General features: G+C 33.9%; 20 protein-coding genes and 1 pseudogene. 13 read left to right on the forward strand and 8 right to left on the reverse strand.

Annotated features, from left to right (window positions below; genetic code table 11):
* Positions 1-554: 554 nt before the first annotated feature.
* On the reverse strand, positions 555-1,007 hold the full coding sequence (locus tag QQS35_RS10455; RefSeq protein ID WP_285932017.1) for a hypothetical protein: 453 nt from the start codon (positions 1,005-1,007) through the stop codon (positions 555-557).
* 296 nt (positions 1,008-1,303) lie between these two features.
* Here QQS35_RS10455 and QQS35_RS10460 point away from each other — a divergent pair, with 296 nt between their 5' ends.
* The gene (locus QQS35_RS10460) at positions 1,304-2,749 is read left to right on the forward strand and encodes a DEAD/DEAH box helicase (RefSeq protein ID WP_285932018.1); all 1,446 of its coding nucleotides are present in this window, start codon (positions 1,304-1,306) and stop codon (positions 2,747-2,749) included.
* Between the two features lie 82 nt (positions 2,750-2,831).
* On the opposite strand, the gene QQS35_RS10465 is transcribed toward QQS35_RS10460, so the two are convergent.
* Positions 2,832-3,278: a S1 domain-containing RNA-binding protein gene (locus QQS35_RS10465; protein ID WP_285932019.1), complete on the reverse strand. Its 447-nt coding sequence runs from the start codon at positions 3,276-3,278 to the stop codon at positions 2,832-2,834.
* A 139-nt stretch (positions 3,279-3,417) separates the two neighbouring features.
* Here QQS35_RS10465 and QQS35_RS10470 point away from each other — a divergent pair, with 139 nt between their 5' ends.
* A complete protein-coding gene (locus QQS35_RS10470) occupies positions 3,418-3,690 on the forward strand; it encodes a hypothetical protein (RefSeq protein WP_285932020.1) in 273 nt (90 codons plus the stop codon).
* Positions 3,691-3,787: 97 nt separating this feature from the next.
* Here the strand turns inward: QQS35_RS10470 and QQS35_RS10475 are convergent, their stop codons facing one another.
* A complete protein-coding gene (locus QQS35_RS10475) occupies positions 3,788-4,300 on the reverse strand; it encodes a DoxX family protein (RefSeq protein WP_285932021.1) in 513 nt (170 codons plus the stop codon).
* A gap of 321 nt (positions 4,301-4,621) precedes the next feature.
* Here QQS35_RS10475 and QQS35_RS10480 point away from each other — a divergent pair, with 321 nt between their 5' ends.
* The 3 genes and pseudogenes from QQS35_RS10480 to QQS35_RS10490 all read left to right on the forward strand — a co-directional run.
* Complete coding sequence (locus QQS35_RS10480; protein WP_285932022.1) at positions 4,622-4,825, forward strand: hypothetical protein; 204 nt, start codon at positions 4,622-4,624, stop codon at positions 4,823-4,825.
* A gap of 157 nt (positions 4,826-4,982) precedes the next feature.
* Positions 4,983-6,308, forward strand: a complete 1,326-nt coding sequence (locus QQS35_RS10485) for a TrkH family potassium uptake protein (RefSeq protein WP_285932023.1) — start codon at positions 4,983-4,985, stop codon at positions 6,306-6,308.
* An 82-nt stretch (positions 6,309-6,390) separates the two neighbouring features.
* Positions 6,391-6,630 (forward strand): annotated as a pseudogene (locus QQS35_RS10490) (TSUP family transporter); the annotation flags it as partial.
* Positions 6,631-7,084: 454 nt separating this feature from the next.
* Here QQS35_RS10490 and QQS35_RS10495 read toward each other — a convergent pair.
* Together QQS35_RS10495 and QQS35_RS10500 are read right to left on the reverse strand one after the other, a co-directional pair.
* A complete protein-coding gene (locus QQS35_RS10495) occupies positions 7,085-7,906 on the reverse strand; it encodes a cytochrome c oxidase assembly protein (protein ID WP_285932024.1) in 822 nt (273 codons plus the stop codon).
* Positions 7,903-8,376, reverse strand: a complete 474-nt coding sequence (locus QQS35_RS10500) for a DUF2243 domain-containing protein (protein WP_285932025.1) — start codon at positions 8,374-8,376, stop codon at positions 7,903-7,905. The genes QQS35_RS10495 and QQS35_RS10500 overlap by 4 nt, the downstream gene beginning before the upstream one ends.
* Before the next feature lie 515 nt (positions 8,377-8,891).
* Here QQS35_RS10500 and QQS35_RS10505 point away from each other — a divergent pair.
* Positions 8,892-10,244 (forward strand): DUF2252 domain-containing protein, encoded by a 1,353-nt coding sequence (locus tag QQS35_RS10505; protein ID WP_285932026.1) that lies wholly within the window; start codon positions 8,892-8,894, stop codon positions 10,242-10,244.
* 205 nt (positions 10,245-10,449) lie between these two features.
* Here the strand turns inward: QQS35_RS10505 and QQS35_RS10510 are convergent, their stop codons facing one another.
* Positions 10,450-10,962 (reverse strand): DoxX family protein, encoded by a 513-nt coding sequence (locus tag QQS35_RS10510; RefSeq protein ID WP_285932027.1) that lies wholly within the window; start codon positions 10,960-10,962, stop codon positions 10,450-10,452.
* A gap of 296 nt (positions 10,963-11,258) precedes the next feature.
* On the opposite strand from QQS35_RS10510, the gene QQS35_RS10515 reads away from it, so the two are divergent.
* From QQS35_RS10515 to QQS35_RS10530, 4 genes are all read left to right on the forward strand, one after another.
* The gene (locus tag QQS35_RS10515; RefSeq protein WP_285932028.1) at positions 11,259-12,272 is read left to right on the forward strand and encodes an agmatine deiminase family protein; all 1,014 of its coding nucleotides are present in this window, start codon (positions 11,259-11,261) and stop codon (positions 12,270-12,272) included.
* Positions 12,273-12,301: 29 nt separating this feature from the next.
* Positions 12,302-13,177: an N-carbamoylputrescine amidase gene (aguB, locus tag QQS35_RS10520; protein WP_285932029.1), complete on the forward strand. Its 876-nt coding sequence runs from the start codon at positions 12,302-12,304 to the stop codon at positions 13,175-13,177.
* A 575-nt stretch (positions 13,178-13,752) separates the two neighbouring features.
* Complete coding sequence (locus tag QQS35_RS10525; protein WP_285932030.1) at positions 13,753-15,426, forward strand: ribonuclease J; 1,674 nt, start codon at positions 13,753-13,755, stop codon at positions 15,424-15,426.
* A gap of 166 nt (positions 15,427-15,592) precedes the next feature.
* Complete coding sequence (locus QQS35_RS10530; protein WP_285932031.1) at positions 15,593-16,414, forward strand: STAS domain-containing protein; 822 nt, start codon at positions 15,593-15,595, stop codon at positions 16,412-16,414.
* 136 nt (positions 16,415-16,550) lie between these two features.
* On the opposite strand, the gene QQS35_RS10535 is transcribed toward QQS35_RS10530, so the two are convergent.
* Together QQS35_RS10535 and QQS35_RS10540 are read right to left on the reverse strand one after the other, a co-directional pair.
* Complete coding sequence (locus QQS35_RS10535; RefSeq protein WP_285932032.1) at positions 16,551-17,240, reverse strand: restriction endonuclease; 690 nt, start codon at positions 17,238-17,240, stop codon at positions 16,551-16,553.
* A gap of 211 nt (positions 17,241-17,451) precedes the next feature.
* Complete coding sequence (locus tag QQS35_RS10540) at positions 17,452-18,030, reverse strand: TetR/AcrR family transcriptional regulator (protein WP_285932033.1); 579 nt, start codon at positions 18,028-18,030, stop codon at positions 17,452-17,454.
* Positions 18,031-18,191: 161 nt separating this feature from the next.
* On the opposite strand from QQS35_RS10540, the gene QQS35_RS10545 reads away from it, so the two are divergent.
* The 3 genes from QQS35_RS10545 to sspO all read left to right on the forward strand — a co-directional run bounded on the left by QQS35_RS10545 (position 18,192) and on the right by sspO (position 20,985).
* Positions 18,192-19,109 (forward strand): ABC transporter ATP-binding protein, encoded by a 918-nt coding sequence (locus QQS35_RS10545; protein ID WP_285932034.1) that lies wholly within the window; start codon positions 18,192-18,194, stop codon positions 19,107-19,109.
* Positions 19,109-20,707: an ABC transporter permease gene (locus QQS35_RS10550; protein WP_285932035.1), complete on the forward strand. Its 1,599-nt coding sequence runs from the start codon at positions 19,109-19,111 to the stop codon at positions 20,705-20,707. The genes QQS35_RS10545 and QQS35_RS10550 overlap by 1 nt, the downstream gene beginning before the upstream one ends.
* A 119-nt stretch (positions 20,708-20,826) precedes the next feature.
* Positions 20,827-20,985 carry a small acid-soluble spore protein O gene (sspO, locus tag QQS35_RS10555; RefSeq protein ID WP_285932036.1) on the forward strand — a complete coding sequence of 53 codons (159 nt, stop codon included), beginning with the start codon at positions 20,827-20,829 and terminating at the stop codon, positions 20,983-20,985.
* Positions 20,986-21,122: the final 137 nt, after the last annotated feature.

Below are 21,122 nucleotides of genomic sequence, written 5' to 3' on the forward strand. Positions count from 1 at the left end.
CCAATTGCATTTATAAATTGTATCTGAACCCAATTAAAGAATAAGCCTATTAAAGAAATAACCAAAAAAATTATAGGTAATACTTTTAATAGTTTCATAATCTTAACATCCTTTTTTTAGATTATAATAATTCGAAAGCATTGTATGTATGTAAAAATTATTACTCGTACCATTAATAATATCTAATAGAACTTTTAAATTTTTCAACACTACTTACATCCTAAAATCTGTAATGATTAAATATTCAACGTTTTAGCTAATTATCCTTTTAATTTTGAATCTTCTCGTAAACATTGTTCCTTTTTACTGCCGAATTAGTCTGATATTTTCTTTTAGGGGGATGTTTTATGCTTTTGTTTTAATAAAAACCAACAATATATACCCTGCAATCATATTTCACTTTTTATAAATATTAGAATGGTTTTGAGTGGTTTTATTGTTTGAATTTATTATACAGTAATAGCAGTTTTTGATTAGTGAGAAAATAATATGAAAAACCACTTGGATTTGTATTTCCAAGTGGTTTTTGTCCACGGTATTTCTAAAAATATTAGTTAACTTTTATTTGTCCGTCTAAAACCTTCTTCTTCTAGATAAGAAGCTGCACCATTGTACGTATGGAAAGTGCCATCTAACATTTCTCCAGCATAAATGTTCCAGACATCAAGATCATTGACTACTTTAAGGATTTGTTTCTCTCTGTTAATCCAAATTTCTTCAAAAGTAGATTCAGAAAGCGACTCGATTGCTTGATTAATTACTTTGCGAAGTTCTTTTTCGTTAAAGTCACGGATATTCACCATGCCTTTATCATCCAAGTCATAGTCTTCGTCGATAAGTTCTGCAAACACAAATCCGTTTCCGCTCGGATGTAAGTGATAAACGACATTTTTTTTATCCAGGATACTTTCTTCAAACTGAAAATTAACACGACCTAATGATACATCTTTTCGTTGTAAATTAGGATAGGATTCGATAATAGCAAGTTTTTCTTGGAATGTAAGCATATTGCCTCCAATTAGGATTGTTTTTAAATTCAGTTCATATTATACCACTCGAGTATTGAAAAATACTAATGATGCCTCTGTAAGTTACTGTCGCTTAAGCTTTGAATAAAGCGTATCAACTACAAATAGTATTGGAAGGTAAGATTAATAAGGGATAAAAAGGTAATCTTTCTCAAATTTAAAGTCGATTTCTGTCATAATTAAAGTATAATGAACATATTACCGATTTTGCATACGATATTTCTCTTGAGAGAATCCTATATATAAGTCGAATCATTTTAAAGCGAGGTTAATACATGAGTGAAAGTAATTTTAAAGAATACAATTTAAGCGAAGATATAACAAGAGCTTTAGAACTGTTGAAATACAAAACGCCGACAGAGGTTCAGAAAAAAGTTATTCCAAAAGCATTAGATAACAAGGATCTTGTTGTGAAATCTCAAACTGGTAGTGGAAAGACGGCATCATTTGGTATACCTATTTGTGAGAAGATTGAATGGGAAGAAAAAAAGCCGCAAGTATTAGTACTTACACCAACGAGAGAACTTGCTGTTCAGGTTCGTGAAGATATTACAAACATTGGAAGGTTTAAACGGATCAAAGCGATGTCTGTTTATGGAAAAGAACCTTTTTCTAAGCAAAAAGAAGAATTAAAGCAAAAAACGCATGTAGTTGTTGGTACACCTGGTCGAGTAATCGATCATATTGAAAGAGAAACGCTTCACTTGGATCAAATAAAGTATCTCGTTATCGATGAAGCAGATGAAATGCTTAATATGGGCTTTATCGAAAAAGTAGAGGCAATTATAAAAGAACTACCTGTAAATAGAGTTACCATGGTATTTTCTGCAACATTACCAAAAGATGTTGAAAAACTTTGTTACAAATACATGAATGATCCAGTTAATATTGAAATTGAAGCGACTGGGGTTACAACCAATACGATTGAACACCGTTTGATTGAAGTAAAAGAGGAAAATAAGCTTTCAATACTTAAAGATGTAACAGTGGTAGAAAATCCAGAGAGTTGTATTGTTTTTTGTAGAACGAAAGAGCATGTTGACACAGTCTATGCCGAATTAGAAGCATCTAATTTTGCTTGTGAAAAGCTACATGGAGGATTAGAACAGGATGATCGTTTTGCTGTTATGGAAGGGTTTAAAAAAGGAAACTTTCGTTATCTTGTTGCAACGGATGTAGCAGCGCGAGGAATTGATGTAGATAATGTGACATTAATCATTAATTATGACGTGCCAATGGAAAAAGAAAGCTATGTACATCGTACGGGTAGAACAGGACGTGCGGGTAATAAAGGAAAAGCAATAACATTTGCAACGGCGTACGAAGGCAAGTTCCTTAAAGCGATTGAAAGATATATTGACTTTGAGATTCCTAAAGCGGAAGCTCCTGAATATAAAGAAGTTGCTAGAAATAGACCTGCTTTTGATGAAAAGAACAATAGTCGCCGTGTGGTTAAAAATAATAAAACAGAACGTATAAATAAAGATATTATGAAGCTTCATTTCAGTGGTGGAAAAAAGAAGAAGATAAGAGCGATCGATTTTGTCGGAACAATAGCAAAAATTCCTGGTGTAAGTGCTGATGACATTGGTATCATTACAATTAAAGACAATTTATCCTATGTAGATATTCTGAATGGAAAAGGATCTTTAGTTATGCAAGCGATGGAAAACAAAACAATTAAAGGAAAGAAGCTAAAAGTTAGCAAAGCGATTAAATAAGAACGAAGTTTCAAACATAATAAAAGGCAAGCCAGTTTTTGAGGCTTGCCTTTCTCTATGGGTTGAAGCATTAAAGAATTAGTTATCCGCGTCTTCCGCCTCGACCGCCTTGTTTTGATTCTTTGCTACGTTTTAGAGTAGACAAATTTTCTTCGCTTGTTTTTAAGAAATTAGCCATTTTATCTTCAAAACTCTCTTTTGGTTTGAAATTGCCTTTTGAACGGAAGTTTTTAGAATTCTTATCATCTTTACCCTGACGAGGGCGTCGAGAATAAGAAGAGGTTTGTCCTTCGGGTTTATCAACAGCTTTTTTGATGGACAAGGCAGTTTTTCCGTCCTTCTCACTTATTACCTTTACTAAAATTTGATCTCCTACTTTAAGGTGATCATTTACATCTTTAACATAGCTATCTGCTACCTCACTAATGTGAACAAGACCTGTTGTACCTCCAGGTAATTCAACAAATGCTCCAAAATTAGTGATTCCTGTTACTTTACCTTCTACCTTACTGCCTACTTCGATTGACAAAAAAAGTTCCCCCTCATTAATTTTAAAACCAATTCATTATAACAAATAAAGGAAACAATATCAATGGATGAATCAATCATTAGATATTTTTATTGAAAGGGTCGGTTGACAGGAATATAGATATGGTAGCATGTAACGAGTGAAAGAAGTGCTTTTTAATATAAAAAGCATCTCTTTTGGGGGCACGCAACAAGTCAATACTTATCACACTAAAGATAACAGTAGTTGTTATCATAAAGTGATGATCAAAGGAATATTAAGAATAAGAAGATTAGGAAAAAACATGGAACAATTAATTAACATAATAAAAGGGAAGAATCTTCCTGGTGTTGTTAATAATTTATCAGAACAAAGAGAACGAATAAAACGTCTGACACCTAGTGGGAAATCAATGACTCGATTGTGTTATTAGCTGTTGAATTCGGTGCGGAAGAGAAGTAATTATTTAAGAAAAAAGAACATTATAACATCATGAAAGCAGCGTACAACTTAGTTGTACGCTGTTTTTATTAAACTTCTGCAGTTTTTCTAACTTCTTTACTAATTTTTTTCGTGAACAATGCTTTCAGGTAAGGCATTGCATATCTGTCTAGACCTAATTTGCCTGCGTTCGCACCAGCAACAACGATGAAGAATCCAAGTAATATCATTTGACCGTTTGTGCTTACTGTTCCACTGAATAGGAAAGAGAAATTCATAACCATTCCCATTAGCACTGCGAAATTAGTAAATAGACCCAAGACTAATGCAATACCAACAAGAAGCTCGCCCCACATAACTAGGAAGGTGAATAGACCCGCATTTGGTAAAGCAACATTTTCCAAGAAAGCTGCCCACCAACCCTGAACAGCAGGGTGTTCTCCAGTAGATTTTGCAATTGCTCCTTGTAAGAAACCACTTGCATCAAAGCCTTCACCAGTAATTTTTGCCCAACCACCTGTGATCCAAGAATAACCAAGATAAATCCGAATAATTGCTAATACACCAGCTACGACATTATTTTTTCTTAAAAGTTCCAACATGTTCATTCACTCCTATTTTTTGTATTATTGTTCAACGATTCACATATGTTGTTTCAAGAATTCTTGTTTGTTTCTATATTTAGATAATAACACGTTTAAAAAGTATGGAAAACACTTATGTTCAATAATTCACAAGTGGGTAACAAAGTTATGACAAGTTGGTGAAAAGTTTAAAATTATATTGACACAGTTAAAACTAGAATTTCTTTGGAGGTTTATACATAGTTCAGTGATTTTATGAAAGCTAAAGTTGCAGACGATTCTCTTCAATAAGAAAGTTGCTACTGTAAAAATTAAATTTAAGGAGTAGCATCTTGAAAAATGTTTTTAAGTAATTATATAAATCAACTATTACAAGTTGAAAATACGTGGTGTAGTGGTGAAAGGCTATATATCGATGGACAATTGCAAGATGAAAATGTTGGACTTGGATTTTCTAAGGTCAGATTAACTGGAGAGTTAAAGGATGGTAAGCAAGCGCTTGATTACATAATTTTAGAAATTATGAAAAGGCTTTCTGTATAACTATCAATCTACTAGTTTAAATTTTGATTGTACTTTAGCGTACCCAGGATTATAATATTTGAAAGAATCTACGAAACAGATAAATCAGAGAGATTAAGACAAATACGATTAGAAAGAATTGTATGTCGTCTTGTTATAATAGAAGGGAAAAGAATATATGGAGTTTAAAAAAAATCACGTAAATTTAAGCCCCCCACAGTTTTTATTAACAGTTTTTGCTGTAGTAATCATTGTTGGAACATTTCTTTTAAAGTTACCAATAGCAACAACATCCGGAATTAGTTTATTAGATGCACTATTTACTGCTACATCAGCAATGACAGTTACTGGATTAGCAGTAGTTGATACAGGAACAGTATTTACTTTGTTTGGAGAAATAATTATCTTACTATTGATACAGGTCGGTGGTCTTGGTATTATGACCTTCGCTGTATTTATATTTTTACTTGCTGGGAGAAAGATTGGTTTTAAGGAAAGAATTATCGTTTCCCAGGCATTAAACCAGACTTCAATTGGTGGGATTGTGGCGCTAGCAAAAAAGTTGTTTCTGTTTTCAATAATTGTCGAAGGTATAGCGTTTATAGCACTATCATTCAGGTGGATACCGGAAATGGGTGTCAAAGAAGGTATGTATGCTAGTTTATTTCATTCCATTTCGGCTTTTAATAATGCTGGATTTTCAACTTGGTCTAATAGTTTATCAGACTATGCAGGAGATCCAATAATAAATATTGTGATTACGTTTTTATTTATAATCGGAGGATTGGGCTTTACTGTAATTTTTGATCTTTGGAGAAAGAAAGAATTTAATGACCTAAGTGTGCATACAAAACTAATGCTTATTGGAACTTTTGTAATTAACGTAATTGCCACGATAATTATATTCATCTTAGAATATAAAAATCCAAATACAATTGGAAACTTATCTACGATAGATAAACTTCAAACTTCTTATTTTCAAGCAGTTACACCGAGAACTGCTGGTTTTAACACCTTAGATATTGCTAGTTTGGATGAATCTACACTGTTTTTTGTGATTTTGTTAATGTTTATTGGGGCAGGCAGTGCGTCTACAGGCGGGGGTATCAAGTTAACGACTTTTTTAGCTTTGATTTTTGCTGTTTTTGCCTTTCTAAAAGATAATAATGAAGTAGTTATTTTTCGTCGCGCCATCATGTACACTACAATTGTTCGATCGTTGGCCATTTCAATACTAAGCTTATCTTGTATTTTTCTAGGGATATTTATTTTAAACATTACCGAGGATGCTCCTTTTATGGAAATTGTATTTGAGACTGTTTCTGCCTTTGGAACTGTAGGATTATCAATGGGGTTGACTACTTCGTTAACAGGGATAGGTAAATTGGTCATTATAGTAATCATGATTATTGGAAAAGTGGGCCCATTAACGCTAGCTTTTTCTTTCGCACATTCAACAAAATCTAATATACGTTTTCCTAAGGAGGATGTATTGACAGGTTAAAAGATTGTGACCAACTATAAGGGGAAATAAATGCCCGGTAACATTGATTGGATGTTACCGGGCATTTAAATTAAAAGTAGGAAGGATGACTATTGCGTCCTCTTTAGCTATAACGTTCATTTCATAGATTGGAGCAACAGTGGGGAAAATAACAACAGGGCAAGTCGAGTACATGCCAGCGCTGATTATGGTGATAGCAAGCTTAATCGCTTCACCATTAGGTGCGATGTTAGGTGAAAAAATAAATACACATGTTTTGCAGATTGTGTTGGCATTGTTAATCGTAGCCACCGCAATAAAGATATGGTTAGATATTTTATAACTGTAATGTATTACTAAGGGAACAATTAAAGGAGGACTTCGAATGGTTAAAATTACAAGGCCTGCATTAGAAAAGTTAAAAGAGAATGTGGAGCAAGCATCAATGGCAGGAGAAATGCTAAAAGTTCGCCTTACCATGGGAATTGGTTGAGGAGGACCAAAGATTAAACTGTCTCTGGAAGAGTCAGCTTCAGAAAATGATCAACTAATAGAACAAGACAAAATTGTATTTTTAATAAGTGAAAAAGATCAAATCTATTTTAACAATACAAAAATCGATTATACGAAAAACGTATTAGGTGATGGGAATTTCATTGTACTTCGTGTATGAAAATAATAGATTTTTCTCCATATTTTTATGGAATTTAAAATTAAGTGATTGGATATATCGGACAAGCTAGGTCAGCAAAGGGCACCTCTTTTAGAGTCTCAACCTCGGTTTATATAAAGTAAATCTACTGAGGATATTCAGCATAAGCTGTTCTCAATGGAGAATATAGGCGAGGTTTGGTTGATTGATACCATTTTAAACAAAGAATAAAAATAATAACTATATCAATTACATCTCCACCATAGTACATAATCTTAGCCCCCATTTCCGCTTGAGAAATACTAACTCCATTTGGTGGATTAGCATAGATAAATTTTGATAAAATACCATGTGCGGCTAAGGTGATTATTAATACACTAGATCTATAGATGTAACTCTTTCGATGTGGTGTTGGGTCAATATAAATCATAGATGAAGTAAATAAAAAACCTGCGATAAATACATGTAGATGAATAAAAATATAGAGTGATATGTTGTGATGCATCATGGAGTATAAGTTTGAAGTATAAAGTATCCATAGACCTCCAATATTTAGGATCGCTGCAATAATTGGATTCGTTAGAAATGAGACAAGTCTACTTCTTAGTAGTCGAGATAAACGTCTTGCTATATTTACATTTAGCGCACGCATGAGGAGTGTTAACGGAGCAGCCAGTACCATGAGGAGTGGTGCTAACATTCCTAGTAGCAAGTGACTAAACATATGAGCTTCAAAACTTGAATGTGAAAGCTCTGCTAATGGACCTGTTATCGAGCTAATCGCACAGATCGATCCCGTCAACCAATATCCCATCCTAAAAAACGACCACTTTTTATATTTCCGATTGGAAATGATAACGGTAAGGACATAAATAAGAAGTCCAATTGCAAATGGTAGTATCAAGACAAGTTGAGGGAGCAATCCTATTCCATCAAGGTTTAAATTTGTATGGTGCGTGCCATTCATGTAATGTACTCCTTTCTTGTTCGGAAAACTAACAAACCACCAAGTACAATCATGATAATGGCAATAATATTCCATACCAAATCATAAGGGACCACATTTTCAACATAGCGAATCTGATGAATCCTCATTAGTTTGTGTTGTATAATTCCGTCATATAACTGAAAAACACCTGCTCCAAGTAAGACTCCTCCAACCCACCTAGTCATTAATACGGATTGTCGTCTACGAAGATCTGCAAACATAAATAGGGATCCGATGGTTGCAAACCAGCTAAATGCGTGGAAAAGACCATCAGAGACAAGCCCAATATCTGTAGTTGATTTATCATAAAAATGATGCCACCTGAGCAGTTGATGAAATACCATCTCATCAATAAAGGCGGCAAGTCCAAGACCGAAAAGAAATCCTGACCATAAGTTTTTCGAACGGGATATCGTATTGTTATTATTGATCATGTTATCACTTGTCATAGAAAGAGATCACCTGCATATTTTAAAAAAGATTTTTTCGTAAACATTGTTGCTTCACAACCATCAAACTTTCTATAAAGTTTGCACTAATAGCTATGTTAATATCCCCACCGGGCAGTCGCTTTCTTCGGGCAACGCTTCAACTGTACAATCATCCTAACCAAAAGACTTCGATGATATGCATGAGATTCTTTTTATCATCAGATTTATTTTCAGATTATATAAAGCATACACTTGAAATTGTCAATAAATTATAGAAACAAGTCAGGCATTACACTTGAGATTTTGAGGATATGTTTTTACCATTGTCTAATAAGAACTTATAGAATTCTAGTTTTTACTGCCAGCGATTAAGGTCGCATGGATAAAAACCATACTTATGTTAAAAGTCGCTTTTTGTTAGTCAGAAAACTATTAATTCTACCAAATAAAAAGGAAATAGCTAGAAAAATGGAGAATATTTACTAAACAGGAATTATATTAACTTGTAGAATGATATAAATAGGAGGGATAAAATGGTTCAAAATATAAAAGAAACAATTAAAAATACAAAAAAACACTTACGAAAACAAGCGTTGCATACTATTTTAGAGCAATTTGATCACCATGTAATGAGACTAAGTAAAACAGATCGTCGAGCTAAATACGACAAGATGAAACAAAACCCTTATAGTTTCTTTCGAGGAAGTACGTATTTGTTTTATTATGATGTAACTAAAATCCCTTTTTCCCATCATACAGATGAAAATAAACCAACTTGGATTATGGGTGACCTCCATTTTGATAACTTTAGTGGCTTTCAAAATGAAAATCAGGACATTGTATTTGATGTTGATGATTTTGATGAGGGATATGTAGGTTCCTATCTCTACGATGTCTTAAGAATGGTTGTCAGTATTCGGTTGTTGGCCAATCAACAAGGCTTTATTGAAGAAGATCAGGATTCACTCGTTAAAACTTACTTGAAAACCTATTATAAACAGTTGAAAAAGTTCGCTGAAGGTGAAAAAAATCCAGTAACGACAAAGTACACAACTGACAATACCAAAGGTCCTATTAATAAAACATTAAAAAAGCTAGAGGAACGAAAAGCAAGCCATGAACTAGATAAACAAACAACAGTAGATGAAAATGGTGAGAGAAAATTTAATAGAGAAAATACTAAATTAGGTGCTGTATCCAATAATGAGTATAGAGAAATTTGTAAGGTATGGAATCAATACATTGAAAGTTTATCGGAAAAGACTTTTCAAGGAATTGATCATTACGTTATAAAAGATATTGTAAAGAAAAATGGAGCAGGAATTGGATCGACTGGTTTAAAAAGGTTTTATATTTTAATAGAAGGACAACATGATAATGAACACCACGACGATATCATATTGGAGGCTAAGGAAGCTCGAACTCCAGTACCTGGTTACTTTTGTCCTTATAACGAAGAATTTTGGAATACATTTAATCATCAAGGTAAACGAGTTATAACGACCCAGCAGGCAATGCATCACGAAGCTGATCCATATTTGGGTTATTTTACGATGCAAAATCGGGAATTTTATGTACGAGAACGCTCGCCATATGAAAAAGATATAAAAGAAAAAGATCTACAGGAATTTAAAGATGTAAAACAAACGATAAAGACAATGGCTAAAATATCTGCAAAGATACATGCGAGAGCTGACGAAGATATTAAGCACGGTTTATTAGATTATCATAGTGAGAAGGAAATACTAAAAGCAATTGGTGAAGATAAAGATGGTTTTAAAAAAGAAATGATTACTTGGTCAAAGTTTTATCAAGAACGAGTAGAAGAAGATTATCTGTTATTTAATGAGTGGTTAGAAGAGTACTTCTATAAGAAGAAAAATTAGTTTTTATTGAAAGCGTATAGACATAGTGTCTATACGCTTTGCTTAACTCGTAGTCTTTGAAAGATAACTTAATAGCTATCACTATTGTGTATAACTATAAAATACAAGGAGTTAAATCTTCAAAAATATCCATGATACAACCTGAACTCTATAATGAAATACAAAAAAGTTGCGTACTAGCCACAAGGGGCTATACGCAACTATCTTAAACTTCTATCGGTGTTTTTGCTTCGGGACGTTCTTTTTTAACTAGTTTACTTTTTAGAAAAGGAATAGCGTATCTATCTAAACCAAATTTACCAGCATTTGCTCCAGCAACAAGGACAAAGATACCTAATAGAATCATTTGACCGTTTGTACTTACTGTTCCACTGAATATGAATGAGAAGTTCATAACCATTCCCATTAGTACTGCGAAGTTAGTGAAAAGCCCTAAAATTAAAGCAATCCCAATAAGTAGTTCTCCCCACATAACAAGGAAAGTGAAAAGACTGGCATTTGGTATAGCAACATTTTCTAAGAATACAGCCCACCAACCTTGAACTGCTGGATGTTCACCAGTAGATTTAGCAACGGCACCGTGTAAGAAACCAGTTGCATCAAAACCACCACCTGTAATTTTCCCCCAACCACCTGTAATCCATGTATAGCCTAAATAAATACGAATAATTGCTAATAAACCAGCTACAACATTATTTTTTCTTAAAAGTTCCAACATTTTCATCCACTCCTATATTTTATTTTGTTCAACAATTCACATGTTTTATTTCAAGAATTCTTGTTTGTTTTCTATATTTAGATAATAACATGTTTAAAAAGTGTGGAAAACACAATTGCTCAACAATTCACAAATAAGAAACAAAGTTATGACAAGTTAGTGAAATCTATATATGTCTATTGACATCAAAAAGATATAGAGTTTTATTATTTTAGATGAACATGATAAAATAATATCCTGTTAAAGGATAAAGATAACAAGAAATATTCTATATTATAATAAAAGGTGAGAGAGACATGCATCCAATCGATTTTAAAATGCCCGCAGAATGGGAAAAACATAATAGAACATTAATAGCTTGGCCTGTGAAAGACTCGATGTGTTACCCAGAGGACTATGAGAAAGTAAGTAAAGGCTACATGGAAATTATTCAAGCAATTGCGGAATTTGAGCCAGTTACTGTAATTGTGAATACGTCTGATTTGGATAAAGTTACTATGCTATTTAAAGATACGAAAATTGAAGTGTTAGCAATTGAACACAACGATGCATGGCTTAGAGATAATGGACCAACCTTTATTACTAATCACAACGGTGATGTAGCAGCTATAAACTGGAGTTTTAATGCTTGGGGAGAAAAATATTCACCATGGGACTTAGATGATAAGGTTGCTCCAAAAATTTTAGAACGGTATGGTGTAAAACAATTTGATGCACCAATTATAATGGAGGGCGGTTCCATCCATGTTGATGGAGAGGGTACATTGATCACGACTGAAGAATGCTTGTTAAACCCTAATCGTAATCCTCATCTAAATAAGCACCAAATTGAAAAAAATTTAAAAGATTATTTGAACGTTGAAAAAATCATTTGGCTTAAATCCGGTCTAAGTGGCGACGAAACAGATGGACATGTCGATAATATTGCTTGTTTTGTTGAACCTGGTAAAGTAATGATGCAAATATGTAACGATCCTAACGACGACAATTATCTTATTACAAAAGAAAACTTAAGTATTTTAGATAATCTAACTGACGCTAAAGGAAGAAAAATTGAAGTTATTCCTGTGCAACAACCTCCAAAAAGATATGATGGCGATCAGAGATTAACGTTAAGTTATTTAAACTTTTATTTTGTGAATGGTGGGATTATTTTACCTGTATTTGGCGATGATGCCGAAGAAATGGATCACAAAGCAGAAAAGTTATTAGCGGAGATTTTTCCTGATCGACGGATTCGTACTGTAGACGGGATGGCTATCATTCGCGAGGGTGGCAATGTGCATTGCACAACGCAACAGATGTTCTAACTACCTAATAAAGAAACGAGGTTATATGTATGAGAAAAGTAAAAGTCGCAGCGACACAGATGAGCTGTTCAAACGATATAGAAGAAAATATAGCTAAAGCGGATTCCGTAGTAAAAGAAGCTGCTGCACAAGGTGCAAATATTATCTTATTACAAGAATTATTTGAAACACCATATTTCTGTCAAAAGGAAAAAGCAGACTATTATGGACATGCGACAGAATTAGAAAATAATAAAGCGGTTATTCACTTTAAAGCATTGGCAAAAGAATTACAGGTTGTATTGCCGATTAGTTTCTACGAGAAAAAGAATAATGCTAGATATAATTCGCTTGCTGTCATTGATGCTGATGGTGAAGTGTTGGGTAAATACCGCAAGAGTCATATTCCTGATGGCCCAGGTTATGAGGAGAAATTTTACTTTAATCCAGGTGATACTGGCTTCAAAGTCTGGGACACAAAATTCGGGAAAATTGGCGTAGGAATTTGTTGGGATCAATGGTATCCAGAAGCAGCCAGGTGCATGGCTTTAATGGGAGCGGAAATTCTCTTATATCCAACTGCAATTGGTTCGGAACCGCAAGATACATCAATAGATTCAAAAGATCACTGGCAAACGTGTATGCTTGGTCATGCTGCAGCCAATTTAATGCCTGTCATTGCCTCTAACAGGATTGGTGTTGAGGAGGATGAGGATTCTAAGATTACTTTCTATGGTTCATCGTTTATTGCAGGAGCCCAAGGAAACAAGATTACTGAAGCAGGCCGTGAAGAACAGGCTGTCATTATGGCGGAATTCGATTTAGAAGAATTAGATACACAACGAATTGAATGGGGTATTTTTAGAGATCGCCGTCCTGACCTATATAAAGTTATTACAACATATGATGGAAGTACAATCGTATAATCGTATTTTATTATTCAGTTAATACAAAAGTTTCATAAATAAAAACTCACCGCCACACTACAAAAGCTTAGAGATACTATTCTCTAAGCTTTTTTTAGCATAGAAGGAAATTATAGATTTAGTGCCCTGTGTTTAACTGACTATTACATGCGCCACGTCCAGCTATAGCGCCTAGCCAAAACAACCATCTATGTGGTGTTCTTTACCTTTGTCTTAATTGGCCTAGGGTGAGCATGGCCCTTGCGCTTTTATTCATATTAGTATTTTTTATCCATAGTCTATGCAGGGAAAACAAGTTTTACTTAAAAATAGGCATAAACTAAATTCACTTAGACCAAACAACTAAAAAAAAGCATCAACAAGGAGTTAGTATCCTCAAATGATTTTGCTAGTATAGTACAAAAATTGTTCCAGTGTATTAAGAAAGAATCATTAGGAAACAACAAAACAAAAGGGTGTAAATAAGTATAAATGTAAATGGAACTTATTTTAATAGTAAACCTAAACATACCTTATAAACATACATAAAAAGGGTATGATAAGAATAGTTCATCTTAATTTTGGGAGGGTTTTATTTGAATACTAAAGAAAATACGTTATCGGTTTTTGCTTTAGGCGGCTTGCATGAAATCGGTAAAAATATGTATGCAATCGAATATAAAGACGATATTTTATTAATTGATTGTGGAAATAAATTTCCAGATGAAAGTTTATTAGGCATTGATTTAATTATTCCTGATGTTACTTATTTAATAGAAAATAAAGAGAGAGTGAAAGCACTCATTGTTACACATGGTCATGAAGATCATATTGGTGGGATTCCATTTTTTCTGAAAAAGTTGAACGTTCCTGTCTATGCAACGCGCTTTACGTTAGGTTTAATTGAACTGAAGTTAAAAGAGCACAGAATCCTTAGAGAAACGGAACTAATTGAAATTGACTCAAATTCCAATCTAACCTTTAAAGAGATTATGGTTAATTTTTTTAAAGTGACCCACAGCATTCCTGATTGTCTGGGGATTGTTTTTCATACGCCAGAAGGAAAAGTTGTACATACGGGCGACTTTAAATTTGATTTGACTCCAGCAAATGACGAACATTCAGATATTCATAAAATGGCTGAAATCGGTAGAGATGGTGTATTGTTGTTGTTATCTGAGAGCACCAATGCAGAACGTCCAGGTGCGACACCATCTGAAAAAATGGTTGGAGAACATGTGGAAGAAGCATTCATCAAAGCGAAACGAAGAGTGATTCTGTCAACTTTTGCTTCCAATATTAACCGCGTCCAGCAAGTGGTGGTTGCTGCACAAAAAACCAATCGTAAACTCGCTTTACTTGGAAGAAGTATGGTCAATGTTGTACAAGTAGCTATGGAACGGGGATATTTAGATGTACCAGAAGACATGTTGATTGACCAAGATCAGATCAATGACTTTGATCCAGAAAGAATAGCTATCCTTTGTACCGGTAGTCAAGGGGAAGTAATGGCTGCACTCTCACGTCTATCAACAGGAAACTTTAGAGGTGTTGAGATCTTAAAAGGAGATACGGTTATTTTTGCCGCAGGACCAATCCCTGGAAATGAAAAGAATGTCTCAAGGATTGTCGACAACTTATTTTCTCTTGGTGCTAATGTGATATATGGTTCAGGAAGTACTTCAGGTATGCATGTTTCCGGACATGGCTATCAAGAGGATTTAAAGTTAATGCTTACGCTAATGCGTCCAAAGTACTTTATTCCTATTCACGGAGAATATCGTATGCTTCACCAGCACCGATCGCTAGCGGAATCTGTTGGTGTAGAACATGAGAATACGTTTATCATAAATAATGGTGAAGTTGTCGACATAGAAGATGGATCTGCTCGCCAAACTCGAAAAATACCAACAGGAAATACGTATATAGATGGAATCAGTATTGGTGATGTTGGAGAGATTGTTTTGCGTGACCGGAAACAACTTTCCGAAGACGGAATGCTTATCACTATTTTAACAATGAGTAAAACAGAAAGAAAATTAGTCTCTGGTCCTGACACCATTTCTCGAGGATTTGTTTACGTTAGAGACTCAGAAGAGCTTCTAAGAGACGTGAATCGAATCATTACACGAACAGTAAGTGATTCGAAAAGTGGAAATAAAAATCAATGGAGTATTATCAAACAAGAAGTAAAAAAATCCGTTGGACAATATTTGTTTAAACAAACCAAGAAAAAACCGATGATATTACCGATTATTATTGAGGTTTAAAAAATGAGTTCAACATTTCTAAAATGTTGAACTTCATTTTTGTTTATTAAAAAAAGAAATGATAAGCCCGTCTAAATTTATTGCAAATTATTGGTATCTTTCTAGTTTACTATATACAATAAAGGAGCATACCAATTAGAAATAATGTATAGAGGAGGGTCTAATCATGGAGGACTTTAGTTTTGAGGAAGTATTTAAATTAAATGATTTTTTTGAAAAGAATGGACAGCTATTTGAAGACACTTTATTAACAGAAGCAGTCGAAGTGAAAGATAAAATAAATGAAATTTTAACAGTAGGGAATATTGATTTAGTAAACAACGCACATCGATTGGTTGTTTACATTATTGAAGGAAGAGAAAAAGAACTTGAGGACTTTGCTACATATGAAGGAATTGCTTGGGCAACACAATCAATTAACTTATCATTTAAATTAGAATGGGTACAAGCCATACGAAGAACCATGTGGGATTTTATCCAACAATACCAAAAACTATCAAACAAAATGAGTGTAGAGAACTTATTTGAACTAGAACACGAAATTAATAGTCGAGTAGATGCTTTTTTTAATGCTTTTTTTGTTAGTTATTCTACTTATAAAGATGCGTTAATCAAAGAACAAAAAGAATTAGTTGAAGATTTATCTGTTCCCATCATTCCGATTAATTCTTTTATATCAATCTTGCCGTTAATAGGTTCCATTGATGCGGAGCGAGTTATTATTCTCGAAGAAAAAGTTCTAACAGAAGTAGGAAATAATCATATTGAAACATTAATTATAGATCTTTCTGGAATTGCAGATATGAAGAGTGACGAAATAAGTGGGTTAATAAAAATGCTCGATGGAATATCTATGATGGGTTGTACATCAGTAATTACGGGCTTAAGAAAAGAAATTGCAAGGAAAATCACAGAATTAGGAATTTCCTTTGATAAAAATACGAAGACAATTGGAACATTACAACAAGCATTATATAATTACATATAAATCAATTCAACTAAAAACAGAAGCGTGCAGCTAATAACTATTGGCTTCTGTTTTTAGTTGAACTATATTTATTAACTATCTAGGTTTAATGTGAAGAACTCAGTAAAGTACCAATCTGGTATTGTTGAATACACGTCTATTTATGGGCTTTTCTCATTTTTTCTAATTCGGCTTCTGTTTTTTTGTTTGATATGTTGTATTCTCTTAGCATGCGTAACAAATCATCTCGGTTAATTAGTTTTACTTGGTTTCTATTTGCGAGCTCAGTCGCAGGCTCAGTAAAATATTGGTTTGTTACTAGCCACTTATTGTTTGCTTTATAAAACCCTGCCGCATCAACAACATCATTAATTACAGTAACGTCTATATTGTCTGAATGAAGCTTGGCTAAAACTACTACTTTATCATTACCCCTTCTTAAAAATAAGTTAGCTCCACAATGTTCAGTCTTAGACGTGCGATTAACGTAATATCCTTTTTGCTCAAATAAGTGATAAAATAACTCTTCGAATTCAATTTCGTCCATTTGATCAATTTCATGGATAAGAGAATGTTTTTCTTGATGAGATTTTCCTTTAACGTATTGGTTTACTTTTTTTGCTAACTTATCCTTGTACGTTAAATACGTAAAAAATACCGCTGAAGCCGTAAAAAAGGCTATCGAAAAGGAAGGTAGTAATAATGTACTTGGAGGTACAGACATGACGATAGCTAATACGATTATATTCGTAATGGCTAAAAATTTTGCTTGATCGCTATAATTCCAATATAAAAAGCTATTAACTTTTCTCAACTGTTTAAGGTAATATTTAAAAATATTAAACACCTACTTTTTTTATTTAAGTGTTTTTATATTTTCCTTAATTGATAAAATTATACAAATTTATATCCCAATTTGATATTCAGCGGTAAATGAAAAAGTCTAAAGATGTCCGTGTTATATTCAAACAGTAAAGAAAGTTATCGGATAGAAACAGAACAATATTTAGGTAGGTTTGTATAATACGAGCTTGCAAATAAGGGGCTGCTGTGTAATTTTAACTCTGGATAAGCCCATAAAATATTAACTTGGTAATATCATCTGCGAACGGTAAAATTTGTTGAGACATTGTTTCTTGTTGCATCGATTCTTTTAGCATCTGAATATAGACTAGTATCGCCTCATTTGATATGGCAGAATCGATATAACCTTTTTCTTTACCTTCATTAAGAAGCTTGATAAGTCTGGGAAGCATTTTTTTAGTATACAACTCTTCAATATATGTAATTCCTGATGCATATTCTTTGATGAAATATGTATAAAAATCTTTATTCATTTGATTGGCAGCTTCTTTTTTATTAAATATGAGCTGTTTGATTTTGTCCGGGAAATCCATATCACTATCAAGGAGTTGCTCCGTTTCAATCCAAACTGTATCTAGATAATAAATCAAAACCTCTTGGGTCAAATTATGCTTACTCTCAAAGTAATTATAAATGGTAACCTGAGAGACATTAGCTTTTTTAGCGATCTCTGCAATTGAAACTTTTTGTACACCAAATTGCATAAATAAATCCAATGCGCCTTGTAATATATTAGATTCTTTCACTTTTCTTCTACGTTCGAAACCGTCCATTGCTACTCACCTCTAAGGTTAGTTTAATAAAATTTATGAAATTTAACAATAAATTCATTTCAAAATTCTATTGTAAATAGTCTATTCTTTATATATTATGAACTATATAAGTTAAAATATTTCATAACTTATTTTGTTTTCCTAAGACGAGGAGGATGAACGTGACCATATTAGAAGTTTCAAATCTAACGAAAAGGTTTGGGAAGTTCACTGCATTAGACGGTGTTAATCTTGAATTGCACAAAGGTGAAATTTTGGGGTTTATTGGTCCTAATGGTGCTGGTAAATCAACAACGATTCGAGTTCTGTTAGGGATTTTAAAGGCAACAAAGGGTGACGTAACGATATTTGGAAAGAATGCTTGGAGCGATGCAGTGGAGATTCATAAACGAATTGCTTACGTTCCAGGGGATGTAAACCTATGGCCGAATTTAACTGGTGGTGAAGTAATCGACTTATTTATAAAATTACGTGGCTCCAGCAATAAAAGTAACCGGGAAGAGTTCATTAAGAAGTTTGATTTAGATCCTACTAAAAAGTGTAGAACCTATTCAAAAGGAAATAGGCAAAAGATTGCTTTAATCGCTGCCTTTTCATCAGATGCCGATCTTTATATTTTAGATGAACCAACTTCAGGTCTTGATCCACTTATGGAAAAAGTTTTTCAGGAGTGTGTAATGAAAGTGAAACAACAAGGCAAAAGTGTTTTGCTTTCGAGTCATATTTTATCAGAAGTAGAAAAGCTTTGTGATCGAGTTAGTATAATTCGTCAAGGTTCCATAATTGAGACGGGCTCGTTATCTGAGCTCAGACATTTAACACGTACACACTTGGTTGTAGAAACAAAGCAGCCAATCACTTCTCTGCAAGAATTAAAGGGAGTCTATGATGTAGAAGATAGTGAGCAAGGTCTCACTTTTCAAATTGATACAGATGAAATAGACAATGTTATTCGTCATATTAATCAATTTGGAATTGTCAAACTGGAAAGTGCACCACCTACATTGGAAGATTTATTTATGCGACATTACGATGGTTCAGACGAACACGCACATACAGGGGTTAGAGGTGAACACTAATGGCTAGTAATTCTTTTGTTAAAGCTGGGGTGTTGATTCGTTTAATTATCCGACAAGATAGAATGCGTATCTCGTTATGGCTAATTGGATTGACTTTTTTTACGCTAGTTGTCCCGGTTGCCTTTTCTAATCTCTATGGGACAGAACAAGATATTGCAGGTATAGTAGAGACGATGCGAAACCCTGCGATGACTGCAATGGTTGGACCAGGTAACTTAGAAAATTATACGTTAGGCGCCATGACAGCACATCAAATGTTATTGATGACTGCAGCTGTAGTTGGACTCATGAGTATTCTGATAGTTGCACGTCATACTAGGGTAGAAGAAGAGGATGGTCGAATTGAAATAATTCGGTCTTTGCCTACAGGACGATTGTCTTATCTTAACGCAACGTTGCTCGTGTTAGTTGGACTTAATGTTGTTTTAGCACTTGTTGTCGGTTTTGGATTATTTGCATTAGGAATAGAAAACATGGAAATAGTAGGGTCGTTATTATATGGAGCAGTGTTAGGGGCAACAGGCCTTGTTTTTGCAGGTGTAACTGCGGTCATTGCCCAGCTTTCTGATAGTTCACGTGGCACAACTGGATTATCAATTGCAGTTTTATTAATTGCTTATCTTGTTCGTGCAATCGGTGATGTAAGCAATCAAGCATTATCGTGGTTTTCTCCGTTAGGATGGGTGACCAAAGCTGAAGTCTACGGTGCTAATAACTGGTTCCCAGTAATACTAATGCTTGTAATAACGACAATATTGTTCATTGTAGCTTTTTATTTACATGCGATTCGTGATTTGGATTCAGGATTTTTACCATCTAAACCTGGTAAAAAGTATGCATCACAGTTTTTGCTTAGTCCTATTGGTCTTGTTCTTAGACTACAACGAACAGGAATAATTGCTTGGGCGATTGGTATGTTTGTCTTAGGAATTTCTTATGGTTCTGTTTTAGGTGATTTGGAGGCTTTTTTTGCAGGTAATGACATGATGGAACAAATATTGATTCAAGTCGAGGGTTATACGTTAATAGAGCAATTTCTTCCTATGTTAATGATTGTGATGGCTTTGCTTGCTACAGTTCCACCAATTATGGCGATGAATAAATTATTTGGAGAAGAAAAAAAAGAGCGTATTGTCCACGTTATAGGAAGAGCAGTTTCACGTTCGCAACTAATGATAAGTTATTTAATTGTAGCAATAGTGAATGGGTTTGTAATGCTTTCGCTTACTGCGATTGGACTTTGGGCTGCTGGAACGTTTGTAGTCGAAGGTGGTCTTGATTTCTCAACCATTTATCTTGCAGCATTGGCTTATTATCCTGCTATGGTAGTAATGATCAGTATTGCTGCTTTTCTGATCGGTTTTCTTCCCAAATTACTAAGTATGATTTGGTTGTATGTCTTTTATTCTTTTATGGTTCTCTATTTAGGAGGATTATTTCAATTTTCTGATTGGGTTGGCCAACTATCTCCATTTGGATTCATTCCACAATATCCTGTGGAAGACATGAAATATTTTCCATTATTGTTGCTAATTCTGATTGCGATTGTTTTTATGATTGCAGGTGTGTTCGGTTATAGGAACAGAGATATCTTATAAAAAGCTATATACCTTTAGTACTCTCAACAAGTGCTAAAGGTTTTTTAATTTATTTTTGATTAATTGATATGGATAATCTACTAGCAAATGAGAGAAATTAAATGCGTGGAGGTGTTTATATGGGAAAAAAGATAAAAAAGAGTAAATTGAATGTTGGTCCAAGTGATGAACAAGCGATAAGAGGCAAATTATCAAAGAAATTCGATCATGAATTTGCAAATGAACCACTAACAACAAACGAAAAGGTAAACAATAAAAAGACTAAAAAGCGTCAGTAATATCAGACAAAAAAGTAGAGGGGCTTTGCCTTCTCTACTTTTAATTAGTAAAAACTATTATGCCGTTGTGTAATGAAAAGAAATTATAACCAGAGAAGTGTTTCATCACTTCTCTGGTTATGATTTCCATATATGTG

This window comes from Aquibacillus rhizosphaerae (assembly GCF_030282825.1).
Classification (GTDB): domain Bacteria; phylum Bacillota; class Bacilli; order Bacillales; family Amphibacillaceae; genus Aquibacillus_C; species Aquibacillus_C rhizosphaerae.